The organism is Methyloversatilis sp., from assembly GCF_965284615.1.
GTDB lineage: Bacteria > Pseudomonadota > Gammaproteobacteria > Burkholderiales > Rhodocyclaceae > Methyloversatilis.
In genome coordinates, this window is record NZ_OZ260098.1 from 3,626,983 (window position 1) to 3,640,000 (window position 13,018).

10 protein-coding genes are annotated in these 13,018 nt (G+C 69.9%); 6 read left to right on the top strand and 4 right to left on the bottom strand.

Annotated features, from left to right (window positions below):
- Positions 1–215: 215 nt before the first annotated feature.
- From ACQ66H_RS17295 to msrA, 4 genes are read right to left on the bottom strand one after another with little or no spacing between them, the layout of a single operon-like run.
- Positions 216–4,184 carry a translocation/assembly module TamB domain-containing protein gene (locus ACQ66H_RS17295; protein WP_430435042.1) on the bottom strand — a complete coding sequence of 1,323 codons (3,969 nt, stop codon included), beginning with the start codon at positions 4,182–4,184 and terminating at the stop codon, positions 216–218.
- Positions 4,185–4,186: 2 nt separating this feature from the next.
- Positions 4,187–5,959 carry an autotransporter assembly complex protein TamA gene (locus ACQ66H_RS17300; RefSeq protein WP_430435043.1) on the bottom strand — a complete coding sequence of 591 codons (1,773 nt, stop codon included), beginning with the start codon at positions 5,957–5,959 and terminating at the stop codon, positions 4,187–4,189.
- Positions 5,960–6,634 (bottom strand): FKBP-type peptidyl-prolyl cis-trans isomerase, encoded by a 675-nt coding sequence (locus tag ACQ66H_RS17305; protein WP_304027866.1) that lies wholly within the window; start codon positions 6,632–6,634, stop codon positions 5,960–5,962.
- 39 nt (positions 6,635–6,673) lie between these two features.
- Positions 6,674–7,228 (bottom strand): peptide-methionine (S)-S-oxide reductase MsrA, encoded by a 555-nt coding sequence (gene msrA, locus ACQ66H_RS17310; protein ID WP_430435044.1) that lies wholly within the window; start codon positions 7,226–7,228, stop codon positions 6,674–6,676.
- Between the two features lie 164 nt (positions 7,229–7,392).
- Between msrA and ACQ66H_RS17315 the strand changes: the two genes are divergently transcribed.
- From ACQ66H_RS17315 to ACQ66H_RS17340, 6 genes are read left to right on the top strand one after another with little or no spacing between them, the layout of a single operon-like run.
- Positions 7,393–8,412 carry an AAA family ATPase gene (locus ACQ66H_RS17315; protein WP_430435045.1) on the top strand — a complete coding sequence of 340 codons (1,020 nt, stop codon included), beginning with the start codon at positions 7,393–7,395 and terminating at the stop codon, positions 8,410–8,412.
- A 14-nt stretch (positions 8,413–8,426) separates the two neighbouring features.
- Positions 8,427–9,278, top strand: coding sequence for a DUF58 domain-containing protein (locus tag ACQ66H_RS17320; RefSeq protein WP_430435046.1), 852 nt, complete (start codon positions 8,427–8,429; stop codon positions 9,276–9,278).
- Position 9,279: 1 nt separating this feature from the next.
- A complete protein-coding gene (locus ACQ66H_RS17325; RefSeq protein ID WP_430435047.1) occupies positions 9,280–10,341 on the top strand; it encodes a nonribosomal peptide synthetase MxaA in 1,062 nt (353 codons plus the stop codon).
- Positions 10,338–11,366: a vWA domain-containing protein gene (locus ACQ66H_RS17330; RefSeq protein WP_020165746.1), complete on the top strand. Its 1,029-nt coding sequence runs from the start codon at positions 10,338–10,340 to the stop codon at positions 11,364–11,366. Before ACQ66H_RS17325 ends, ACQ66H_RS17330 begins: the two co-directional genes overlap by 4 nt.
- Entirely contained in the window at positions 11,363–11,902 is a 540-nt protein-coding gene (locus ACQ66H_RS17335; RefSeq protein WP_430435048.1) for an MxaK protein, read from the top strand. The genes ACQ66H_RS17330 and ACQ66H_RS17335 overlap by 4 nt, the downstream gene beginning before the upstream one ends.
- Positions 11,899–12,876, top strand: coding sequence for a VWA domain-containing protein (locus tag ACQ66H_RS17340; protein ID WP_430435049.1), 978 nt, complete (start codon positions 11,899–11,901; stop codon positions 12,874–12,876). The genes ACQ66H_RS17335 and ACQ66H_RS17340 overlap by 4 nt, the downstream gene beginning before the upstream one ends.
- Positions 12,877–13,018 lie beyond the last annotated feature (142 nt).

The following is a 13,018-nucleotide window of genomic DNA, read 5'->3' on the forward strand; positions in this document are numbered from 1 at the left end:
CACTTTCGTCCGATAAGATGGACGCTGTCCGGATAAGCAAATAAACCGGACACCGGATTTTCTTTTCATTTCAAAACCCTCCGTCTGCCTACCCGTTTACTCACGGTACGAAAAAACCCTGAAACCGGACTCGCCGCCAACCCGCGTCCGCGGCCTTCGGAATTCCATTCAGTTATGCACGGAACAGACAGTCGCGCGGTCGTGGCGGATACGCCCTACTTGAACGAAAAAACGTACCTCACATCCACCGCCTGTTCCGTGCCCGTGCTGCCGATCAGCGCAAGGTGGCGGGTGAGGTTCCAGGTGAGCTTGACGACGCTGGTGGCGCCGGCGACGCCTTGCTCGTAGGTGAGCAGCGCGTTCGATGACAGGCGCTTGCCGACGCTGACGACCTGGCCGCCGACGGTGGTCGTGTTGTTCGACGAGGTGACGACCTGGCTGCGCGGGCCGGTGGTCGTGCTGCTCTGGGTCAGCGCGATCTGGTCCAGGCCGAGGGCCTGCGCGAGCGAGCCGGTGATGCCTTCGCCTTCGCCGCCGAGCAGCGCGCTGGCGGCGGTGGCGAGCAGCGAGAGGTCGGAGCCGCCGGCGCGGTCCTGACCGCGGCCGAGTACGATCCATGACAGCTTTTCGCTGTCCGGCATGGCCGAGTCCGACACCAGCCGCACGCGCGGCTTCAGTACCGTGCCGCTGACTTCGACGCCGGCCTGCACCGGCAGGTTGGGCCGGATGGCGCGCACGTTCAGGCCGGGGTTGGACACCGAGCCCTGGAAGCTGATGACGCCGCGCTCGATCACCAGGTCCTGACCGTAGGCGCGATAGCGGCCGTTGACGGTGCGGATGTTGCCGGTGGCACGCAGGCCGCGCCCTTCGTCGCGCAGCGCCAGCTGGCCGGTCAGCCGCGTATCGAGCCCGCGACCCTTGAAATAGACGCGATCGCCGAGGTCAACGTCGATGGCCAGACCGAGCGGCGGGCCGGCGGCTTCTTCCGGCGTACGGCCCTTGATGACGACGTCGTCGCCGAGCGCGGGCGCCGACTGCTCCGGCACGGTGAACAGGCCGGCATCGGCCTTCAGCGCCAGCTGCAGCTTCATGCCCTCTTTCGCCGAACCGCGCACCGTGCCGTCGCCCGACAGCATGAGCCACTGTTCGCCGCCCTGCAGCGGCACGAAGCGGCGGATGGCGACCTCGATGTCGGCGCGCGTGGTGGCGATGTCAACCGTGCCGCGCGCCGACAGCCGGCCCGGTTCGCGCGTCAGGCCGGCGGCGCCGAGCCGCGCATCGGGCGGCGGGCGGCGGTTGTCGCTTTCGAAGCTGAGCGACTGCAGCGTCAGGTGATCGCCGTCGAACTGCGCGCGCAGTTCGCCGCGCTCCAGCTTGACGCCGGCATCGACCAGCGCGAACGCCAGCGCGTCGCCGTCGATGCGGCCCGACAGTTCCGGCGCGCGCAGCGTGCCGGCCAGCTTCACGTCGCCGCGCAATCGCCCGGCGGTGCTCATGTCGAGGCGCAGCGTGCGGCCTATCCAGGCGAGCGAGGGCACGTCCAGCGTCGCGCTGCCGCGGGTCGGCGCGTCGAGGTCGGGCTGCCACAGGCCGCCGTCGCGGCGCAGCGGCAGCGCCACCTCGGCGCGCGCTTCGCCGATGTCAGGCCCCGCCAGCACCGCCTTCGCCAGTGCTTCGCGGCCGGCGAAGGTCACGTCAACGCGCGCCGCCGACAGCGCCAGTTCGCTGCGCGTTTCGCCCGACACCACGACATTGCCCGCCTCGCGGAACAGCGACAGCGTGCCGTCAACGCGCTCGTCGCCGGCCAGCAGCGCGGCGATCGACCAGTCGGCACCGAGCTTCAGCGGCGCGCGTACGGCGATGCCGGCTGCGCGGTCGCGCCACACCAGGCGCAGCGGCACGCCGCGCGCGCGGCCGCGTGCGTCGAGCCGTTCCGGGGTCCAGCCGGTGTGCGCCAGCAGCAGTTCGCCACCGCCGGTCAGCGCGAAGCGCGCGTCGTCGAGCGTGGCCTGTTGCAGCGACGCGCTGAGCCGTGCGGGTGCGCTCAGCGTGGCACTCAGTTCGGAAGAGATGACCAGCGCCAGCCGGTCGATGCTGCCCGACCATGACGGACCATCGCCCAGCGCGCCGTGCGCGGCCAGCTTCAGCGACGGCTTGGCCGGCGCGTCACCCCGCTCGGTCGGCAGCGCGCCGGCAACGACATCGGCATCCAGCGTGTGTGCGCCGCGCGTGCCGGCGATGTTGACGCGCAACTGCTCGACCGGCACCGGTGCCTGCGGGCTGCGCAGGTCGGCGGCGTCGAGCGCGAGGCGCAGGCGGCCATCGGCGCCCGGTGCGAGTTCGGCGTCGATGTCGGCGCGCGCGACGCTGCCCAGTTCGCCCAGCGCCAGCGCGCGCGCCTGCAACTGCAGGCGACCGTGCGGCGCGGACACGCTGCCGGCGAGACGCCCGCTGCCGGACACCCGACCGGCCAGCGTCTGCCCGGTCAGGGTGCGCAGGGCCGCCAGATTGCGTGCATCGAGCGTCCAGTCCAGCGCGTCCTGCGCGCCGCCGAAGCCGCCCTGCGCGGCCAGGCTGTTGCCGGACCAGTCGAGCGCGACATCAACGTCGGACAGGCGCTGCCCCTGCAGGCGCAGCTTCGCGCGACCGGCCAGCGGCTCGCCAATCAGCGTGCTCGGTTCGATGTCCAGCGCGGCGCGCAGATCGATCTGCGGACCGAGACGGCCGGCGGCGTCGAAGCGGGCCGACAGCGAAGCGGCCGGCGCCTTCACGAAAGCCGACGGGTCGAATTTCTGCAGGCGCCCGTTGACCGTGAAGGCCAGCGTGTCATCGAGCTTGAGCGTGCCGCGCACGCCGGCCTGAGCACCGCGCGCGGACAGATCGGCCTGCGCCAGCGTGAGCAGCGCGTCGGCGACATGGCCGTTCGCCTTCAGCGCGAGGCGACTGGGGCCGCGGTCGTTCAGGTTGACGGCGAACTGCTGGCGCGCGCCCGAGGCCTGGATGTCGATGCGCCCGCCGAGTTTCGTGCGCACGCCCTGGGCGTGCAGCTGCGCGCTGTCGATGTCGCGCAGCGTCAGTGCGGCGGTGATCGGCAGGTCGCCGCTGCCGCGCCAGCCGGCCTCGCCGCTGACCTCGCCGCCCCCGGCCAGCGCGATGCGCAGATCGCGCAGATCGACGGCGGCCACGTCCGCCTCGATGCGCGCCGTCAGCGCGGTGACCGGTGCACGCCCCTGATCGATGCGCCCCGGTGCGGCGTTGGCCGCGCTGACGGTGCCAGTCAGCGCCAGCGCGTCGCCATCGCGCGGTGACAGGTCGGCGTGCACCGTCCATCGGCCGGACGGCGCAGACGGGTGCAGGCTGTGCGGATCGAATTCGTCGAGCGCCAGTTTCAGCGCCGCCAGCGGCTGCACGGCGAACGGCCGCACGCCGACGCGGGCGCTGCCCGACACGCCGTAACCACTGGCGCGCAGATCAATGTCGGCCGCCTCGGCCAGTGCGCCGCCCAGCGTCGCCTGCGCCGCGTAGTCGGCCGCCTTGAAATTCAGCTCGCCATTCAGCGCGAAGGGCGCGGCGCCGTCGAGCTGCAACCGGCCGTCGAGCGCACCCCAGGGCGTGCCGAGCGACAGCGCGTCCAGGCGGTGCGCGCGACCGTCCGAGTCGAGCTGCGCCTGCAGCGCTTCGAGCACCACCTTGTTGACCGTCGGTGTCGCGTAGTCGGCGAGCACCAGCCGCTTGATCTCGACCTGCGCCGAGAGCGACAGCGGCAGTTCGAGGCTGGCTGGCACCACTGGCGCCTCGTCGCTGGGCGAGTTGGCGATGCGCAATTCGTCAACCGACAGCCGCGCGATGTCGAGCCGGCCGCGCAGCAAGGCCGACGCGGTCCAGTCCAGCGCGACCGCGCGTGCGTCGATGCGCAGGCTGCCGTCGTCATGCACCAGCCGCGCCAGACGCGGCGCGTCAACCAGGCTGCCGCCGGCGACTTCGATCTGCAGCGCCGGCAGCGCCCACTGCGCCGCCGCCGCCACTGAGCGCAAGCCGCTCTGCGTCGCCAGCGCCCAGTACACAAGGAGCACGGGCAAGGCGAGCAGCGCGAGATCGGTGAAGGCCAGTCCAGTGCGACCGAGGCGGCTGCGGGCGCGCAGACTGCGGCGCTCGGACGAGGAATGATCGGTCGATGGATTCATGCTCAGAACGCGATGGCCAGCGAAAAATGCGGCCGCCACTGACGCTCGCGTTCGCCGTAGGCGAGGTCGAAGGCGATCGGGCCGGCCGGTGAGCGCCAGCGCACGCCAGCACCCGCGCCGAAGGCCGGCTTGAAGTCCTCGCGGGTGTCGGCGGCGTCGCCGGCGTCGATGAAGAAGGCGGCGCCCCAGGTGTCGGACGTCCAGTGCACGTACTCGACGCTGGCGACGCCCAGCGCGCGGCCGCCGACGATGGCGCTGCCCTGGCGCACGCCCAGTTCGAGGTAGTCATAGCCGCGCACGGTGGTCGAACCACCGGTGCGGAACAGGAAGTCCTGCGGCAGCGCTTCGGTCACACCGCCGGTCAGGCCGACCTCACCGCGCAGGATGAGCTGGTCGCGCTTGCCGACCGGGATGAACCACTGGCCTTTCAGATAGCCGCGCAGGAAGTTGGCGTCGGACAGCAGGCCTTTCACGCCGCCGCCGATCTGCGCGTTCAGCACCCAGCCCTCGCGCGGATTGAACAGGTCATCGACGCGGCGCCAGGTCCACGAAGTGTTCAGCGCCAGCGACTGCTGCGTGCTCTGCACGAAGCCGTCGATCTCGCGCTGTTCGCGCTGCAGGCTCAGCGAGTGGCGGATTTCGACGTCGCCCTTCACGCGCGCCCGCACGATGCCGGCGCCGACGCGGCGGGTGATCAGGTCCTGGATGTCGGCGTTCTCGGCCAGCACGCCGAAGCTGTCGCGGTAGCCGTCCTCGCGCGGCGGCAGCATGACGTCGGCAAAGGCGATCTGGCGCAGCTGTTCCAGCCGCACCGCGCTGTTGAGCAGCCAGGAGCGCTTGAACAGATTGTTGTCCGACCAGCCCACTTCGCCGCGATAGCCGGTGTTGCTGCTCAGACCGGCGCCAAAGGACAGGCGGCGCGAACTGGCTTCGGTCACGGCGACGCGCACCGGTGTGGCGTCGGCACGCGCCGGATCGACGTCGGCAAGGATCTGCACCGAACTGAAGTAGGGTGACGACAGCAGCGCGCGCTCGAAGGCGAGCACGGCATCGGTCGAGTACGGGTCGCCCGGCTTGATCGTGGAATAGCGGCGCACCAGATCGAGGTCGTGCAGCGCCAGCCCGGTCGCTTCGATGTCGCCGAAGCGGAAGGCGGGACCGCTGTCGACACGCACGCTGAGGTTGACCTTCGCGCTGTCGGGATCGACCTCGGCGCGGCTGTCGCCCAGCACGGCGGCCGCATAGTCGCGCGCGGTCAGGTCTTCGAGCAGCGTCTGCTTGGCGGCCGACCAGTCCGCCTGGCGGAAGGGCTGACCTTCGGCCAGGCGCCAGCCGGCACGCAGCGCGGCACGGCGGGCGGCGCGCTCGTCGCCGTCGCCGGCCAGATCGCCGTCGAACACAATGGATACCGAGGACACGCGCGTGCGCGCGCCCGGCTCGATGCGCAGCACCGGCGGATCGCCGGCGATGTCGAAGGTGGGGCTGAACCAGCCTTCGGTGGCGAGCAGTTCGGTCATTTCGCGGCGCACCCGACGCAGCGTGCGCCGCTCCGCACGCTCGCCGTCGAGTGGCTCGCGCAACTTCAGCGAGCGGGCGTGCGTGTTCAGCATGTCGAGCACCGGCTCGGGCAGCGCCGGCGCCTCGATGGTCAGGCGGCCGAGGTCGACCTCGGCCGGCGTCGCCTGCCCGTCAGGCGGATCGACCGCCTCGTCCGTCGCCTGCGCCGTTGCGCCGGCCAGCAGCGCAAGGCCGGCGCAGAGGATGAAACGGCGCAATCAGCTCGCGCTCAGCAGCTCGACCTCGAACACCAGCGTGGCGTTCGGCGGAATGACGCCACCGGCACCGCGGGCGCCGTAGCCCAGTTGCGGCGGAATCGTCAGCTTGCGCACGCCGCCTTCCTTCATGCCGGCCACGCCCTGGTCCCAGCCGCGGATGACCTGACCGCCGCCCAGATTGAAGCTGAAGGGCTGGCCGCGGTCCTTGCTCGAATCGAACTTGCGGCCGTTGGTGAGCCAGCCGGTGTAATGCACGCTGACGCGCTGGCCCGGCACCGCTTCGCGGCCGGAGCCTTCGGTGATGTCCTCGATCACCAGTTCGCCCGAATTGCGGATGACCGACAGCAGCTCGACCTCGAACACCAGCGTGGCATTCGGCGGAATGACGCCGCCGGCGCCGCGCTCGCCATAGCCCAGGTGCGGCGGGATGGTGAGCTTGCGCACGCCGCCTTCCTTCATGCCGGTGACGCCCTCGTCCCAGCCGCGGATGACCTGGCCGGCGCCCAGCTGGAAGCTGAACGGGTCGTTGCGGTCCTTGCTCGAATCGAACTTGCGTCCGTCGGTGAGCCAGCCGGTGTAGTGCACGCTGACCTCGTGACCCGATGCCGCTTCATGGCCGGTGCCCGGCGTGGTGTCCTCGATGACGAGGCCGCTTTCGGTGGTGCTTGAAGTCATTGTGTCCATCCCGCGAAGTTTGAAAAGAACGAAGTGTACTCAGCGCAGCTGGGTTTTGACGCGCCCGGCGAACAGTTTGCGCAACTTCGCGACCTTGGGCGCGACCACCGCCATGCAGTAGGGCTGCAGCGGATTGTGTTCGTAGTAGGCGACGTGGTGATCCTCGGCCGACCAGAACTGCACCGCGCCCTCGATCTGCGTCAGCACCGGTGCGGCATAGCTGCCGGCCGCCGTCAGGCGCTCGATGGCGGCGCGCACCGCCTGGCGCTGCGCGTCGTCATGGCAGAACACGACCGAGCGGTACTGGGTGCCGACGTCGTTGCCCTGACGGTTCTCGGTGGTCGGGTCGTGCAGCGCGAAGAACACGTCGAGCAGCGCATCGAAAGTCGTCAGCGAGGCGTCGAAGGTGACGCGCAGCACTTCAGCGTGCCCGGTCTGGCCGGTACAGACCTGGTCGTAGGTCGGGTTATCCACGTGGCCGCCGGCATAACCCGGCTCGACCCGCATCACCCCCTCGACCCGGTTGAACACGGCTTCGAGGCACCAGAAGCAACCTCCTCCAAGAATCGCGGTCTGCGTCGGCACGGCACTCATCGCTCCCCCCTGTTGTTGGTGTCCGGATCATGATCGACCGGGCACTTTCCACGAGGTTCATCCGATGAGACAGGTGCCTCGCGCTGCAGCATGCAGCCGGGACGCAAACCTTGTATCGTGCGTCGCGTTTCCCGTACCCATAAATCGAGCAGGAATCTTCGCTAATGCTCTCTCAGGAAGCCTTGCAGGACTGGCGTGGCCTCGCGCTGCGCGTGGAAGAGGAAGTGCGTCGCGCAGTGGTCGGGCAGGACGACACGCTCCGGTTGATCAACGTTGCGCTGTTCGCCCGCGGCCACGTACTGCTCGAGGGTGACGTCGGCGTCGGCAAGACCACCGTGCTGCGCGCCTTCGCCCGCGCTATCGGCGGCGACTTCGAGCGCGTCGAAGGCACGGTCAACCTGATGCCGAACGACCTCGTCTATCACACCTATGTAGACAGCGAGGGCAAGCCGCGCATCGAACCCGGCCCGCTGCTGCGTCACGGCGAGCGTCTCACCACCTTCTTCTTCAACGAAATCAACCGTGCCCGTCCGCAGGTGCAGTCGCTGCTGCTGCGCGCGATGGCCGAGCGCACGCTGTCCGCCTTCAACCGCGAATACAGCTTCCCGCACATGACGGTGTTCGCCGACCGCAACCGCGTCGAGAAGGAAGAAACCTTCGAGCTGGCTTCCGCCGCGCGCGACCGCTTCATGTTCGAACTGCGCATGCTGACGCCGTCGGACGACGACACCCGGCGCGCGCTGGTGTTCGATCCGCGCTTCCACGACACCGACGCGCTCATCGACACGGTGACGCCAGGCGTGGTCGACTGGATGCAGATGAACACCATCGGCGCCGCCATCCAGCGCGCCGTGACCGCCTCGGACGCGCTGCAGCGTTACGCGATGGACATCTGGGCGGCCACCAGCGACCCGGTGAAGTACGGCCTGCAGATTGAAGGCGTGGATATGTCGCGGCTGATCCTGGCCGGCGCCAGCCCGCGCGGCATGGGCATGCTGATGCGCGCCGCGCGCGTGGTCGCCTGGTTCAGCGGACGCGACTACCTGACGCCGGAAGACATCCGCGCCGTGCTGCCGTTGACGCTGGTGCATCGCGTCTTCTTCACCCCGGTGTACGAACTGCGCCGCGCCGAACTGGCCGATGCGCTGATCGCGCAGATGCTGGAGCGGGTCGCCACGCCCTGAGTCACACCGCCGCCATGAGTTTCCAGCGCGACTTTCACTACCGCATGCCGATGCGGGTCGGCGGCCAGCGCCCCGGCGCGCACCGCAGCTCGACCACCGGCAGCGGTCAGGAATTCATCGCCCACCAGACGCTGTTCGACCGGCCGGACCCGCGCCGCCTCGACCTGCGCGCCAGCATCCGCGACCCGGAGGGGCGCTGGCTGGTGCGGGTGAACCGTCAGCGCGCCGGCATTCCGGTCTATCTGCTGGCCGACGTGTCGGCGTCGATGGCCTTCGGCTCGGCGGCGAGCAAGATCCAGCGGATGTCGGAGTTCGCGCTGTCGCTCGGCGACTCGGTGTTCCGTACCGGCGACGCGCTGGGCATGCTGGCCTACGACAGCAGCGAGCGCACCGACCTGATGCTGGCGCCGATGCATTCGCGCGGCGCCGGCGTCATGATGGCCGAATCGCTGGCCCGCGCCCGCGCCGACCAGCCGTTGACCGCTGGCATCTTCCAGGCCTGTTCGCGCATCGCCGGCAAGCAGGCGCTGGTCTTCCTCGCTTCCGACTTCCACGCGCCACTGGAACAGACCTCGGCCGCACTCGACCTGCTGTCGCACGCCTACGTCGTGCCGATGGTGATCTGGGACGAGGTCGAGCCGAAGGCGCCGGAGGGCGAAGGCCTGCTCGCGCTGCGCGACATCGAAAGCGGCCGCCGACGCGGCCTGTGGCTGCGGCCGCAGATACGCCGTCGCTGGGAGGACGCCTTCGCCGAGCGGCGCGAGTCGCTGGAAACGCTGTTCTCGTCGCGCGGTGTACGCCCTTTCTACATGACCGGCCGCTTCGACGCGGACGCGCTGTCACGCTATTTCTTCGAGGCCGTCTGACATGCCTTCCTTCTGGAGACTGCGCCTGCTGAGCGCCTGTGCGGCGCTGGCCCTGGTCTGCTGTGGCGCGTCCCACGCGCAGGACACCACCCCGCCGGCGCCTGCCGCCGGTGCCGATGCTGCGGCTGCGCCAAGCACACCGCCGCAGCCCACCGGCTACGTCATTCCGCCGCCGCCGGACCCGGCTGCGGCCCCCGCCGAACCCGCCGCAGCGCCGGCCGAGCCGGCGACCGATGTGACAGCACCGCCGGCGCCGGTGATCTCGGCAGTCAATCCCGAGGTCGATCCGCTGCGCCCCTTCGGCTACGTCATCGGCGACATCGTGACCCAGCGGGTCGTGCTGGAATACGACGGCAAGCCGCTGGAACTTGCCAAGCTGCCGCCGCTGGAGCGCACCGGCAACTGGTTCGAGCGCCGCGATGCGCGTATCGAGCGCGACGCGGCGGGCCGCCGCTGGCTGGTGATGGACTACCAGATCATCAACGTGCCGGAAGAACTGCGCGCGATCGAACTGCCTGCGCTGGATATCGAAACCGCGGTGTCCGGTAGCCGCCTGCAGACCACGCCGATGCCGCTGACGGTGGCGCCGCTCACGCCCAATGTGGTGCTGGCGCGCGCCGGACTGGAAGAGATGCGCCCGGACGATCCGGCACCGCACATCGACACCGCGCCTTACGAGCGGGGGCTGCACGCCGCGCTGTACGCGGGCGCACTGCTGGTGGCGCTGTGGGCGGCACTGGCCTTGCTGCGCCAGTTCAACGCGCGGCGCCGTCTGCCGTTCTCACGCGCCCAGCGTGACATCGCGCGGCTCGATGCCGGTTCGATCGAGGTCTGGCGCCGGCTGCACCGCGCGCTCGACGACACCGCCGGCCAGGTGGTGCGCGACCACAACCTGCCGCTGCTGCTCGCCCGCGCGCCGTGGCTGGCCCCACTGGAGGCGGACCTGCGCCGCTTCTTCGAGGCTTCGCAGACCCGCTTCTTCGCCGACCGTGCGGTCAACGGCGTGGAGCCGCGCGCGCTGTGTGCGCAGGCGGCGAAACTGGAACGCAGCGCGCTGGCATGAACGATCTGGTCCTGAACCTGTGGCCCGGTGCGCTCGAACTGACCGCGCCGCTGTGGCTGCTCGCGCTGCCGCTGGCGCTGCTGCCGCTGTGGCCGCGGCGGCGCCATTCGCTCGACTACGGCTGCATAGACTGGCTACCGCGCGATGCGCTGGGTAATGCCGTACTGCGCGGCGGCCGGATCGCCGCTGCGCTCGCCATCGTGGCGGCGGTGCTCGGCCTGGCCGGACTGGCCCAGCCGGCAACCGAACAGCAGCGCACCGGCCGTGGCGCCGAGATCGTCATCGTGCTCGACCGCAGCCGCAGCATGGATGAACCGCTGCTGCCCAAGGGCCGGCAGCCGTCGATCGACACCACTGCGGAAGCCAAGGGCAAGGTGGCGCGCCGCCTGCTCGCGGAGTTCGCGGCACGGCGTCCCGAAGATCGCTACTCGCTGCTGCTGTTCAGCTCGTCGCCGATGCTGGTGGTGCCCTTCACGCAGCACGGCGACGTCGTGCAGGCCGGCATCGAGGCCGGCGGCATCGGCCGCGGTCTGTCGGAAACCGACATCGGTCGTGCCCTGCTGGCCGGCGCCGAACAGTTCGACCGCCGCGCCTATTCGGGCAGCCGCATCCTGCTGCTGGTGTCGGATGGCGCGGCGCAGATCGACGACGAGATGCGCGGCAAGATCCGCCGCGCCTTCGAACGCAACCGCGTCGCCGTCTACTGGGTGTTCATCCGCTCGGCGCTGAGCCTGGGCCTGAACGCGGACGAGAACGACGGCAACGTGCCGGAGGCGGCGTTGCACAAATTCCTGAAATCGACCGGCGTCCCGTACGAGGCGTTCGAAGCCGAGGACCCGGAGGCGGTCAAGCAGGCAGTGGCCGAGGTCGATCGCCAGCAGAACCTGCCGCTCGACTACGTCGAACGCATTCCGCGGCGCGATTTTTCGGGCTGGTGCTTCGCGCTGGCCCTGCTCGCCGGCGCGATCGCACTGGCCTGCCGCCTGATCACGCGGCCGGCATGGAAAGAGGAGTTGCAGTCATGAAGTTGCGCAGTGTCGCGTCCCTGCTCGCCGCGGGCATCGCCGTCAGCGTCGCGGTGGCGGCCTGGGAGGGCTACCGCCTGTCCAAGGCCCGCGATTTCAATCGTCTGGTCGATAGCGGCATCGATGCCGCGGCGACCCAGGACACCCCGCAGGCCGAGTTCGCGCGGGCGCTGTCGCTGGCGGCGCGCAACGACTACGAGGGTGCGGTGCGCGCCTACAAGGATCTGTCGCGCAGCACCGACGGCGAGTTGCTGCAGTCGGTGCTGTACAACCTCGGCAACCTGCATCTGCGCGAAGCACTGCAGTTCGGGCCCGAAAGCATAGGCAAGTCGCTGCCGCTGGCCGAGCTGGCGAAGTCGAGCTATCGCGAGCTGCTGCGTCTGAACCCGCAGCACTGGAACGCCAAGTACAACCTCGAACGGGCGCTGCGCCTGGCGCCCGAACGCGAAAGCGCGATCGAGGAAGGACCGCCGCTGCCGCAGAACAGCGAGCGGGCCGTGACGACGATGAAGGCCTTCACGCTGGGTCTGCCATGATCGCGACGACGCGACAGCTGCTGGCGCGTGCGCGCAGCCCGCAGGCGCGACCGCTGACGGTGGCGGTTCTGCTGTTCGGGCTCGCCGCCGTGCTGCCGCCGGTGTCGCTGCCGGGGCGCAGCTACACGCACATGGTGGTGCTGGACATCACGCAGAGCATGAACACGCGCGACTACGAGCTCGACGGCAAGCCGGTCAACCGACTGACCTACGCCAAGCACAGCCTGGCCGAGTCGCTGCGCGCCCTGCCCTGCGGCTCGCGCATCGGCTGGGGCGTGTTCTCCGAGTACCGGCTGCTGGCGCTGATGACGCCGGTCGAGGTGTGCAGCAACTATCACGAACTGCTGGCGACGCTGTCCAGCATAGACGGCCAGATGTCCTGGGCCGGCGCCAGCGAGGTGTCGAAAGGCCTGTTCTCGTCGATCCGTGCATTGAAGGATCTGGAGCAGAAGCCGTCGCTGGTGTTCGTGACCGACGGCCACGAGGCACCACCGCTGCATCCGAAGATACGCCCGTCCTTCGATGGCGAACCGGGCGCGGTGAAGGGGCTCATCGTCGGTACCGGCGGCAGCGCGCTGAGCCCGATCCCGAAATTCGACCCGGACGGCCGACCGCTCGGTTACTGGCGTGCCGACGAGGTATCGCAGACCGACACCGCGACGCGCGGGCGCACCGGTTCGAGCGCCAACGGCGAAGCGATGGTGGATGAGTCAGGCCAATCGGTGGCGCAGCAGGCGGTGGTCGCCGGCACCGAACATCTGTCCAGCCTGAAGTCGCCCCATCTGCGTGAGCTGGCGTCACAGACCGGCATGGCCTATCACACGCTGACCGACGCCGACGGGCTTGCAGCGGCGCTGACCGATCCCGAACTCGGTCGCACGCAGTCGGTGCCGACCCGCATTGGCTGGCTGCCGGCACTGCTCGGCGTGCTCAGCCTGGCCTGGGGTTTCCGCCCGGATCGTTTCCGCCGCTGAGCCAGCGCCCCGGCAGGCGCCTGCCGGCAGTCGTTGCATATCGCCACACCCCGGATTCCGGCCGGCACCCCGCTCGAATGACAGCGGCACACACGCCCCCGCCAAATCCTTGAATCCGGGATATATCCCCGTTTTGACCGTG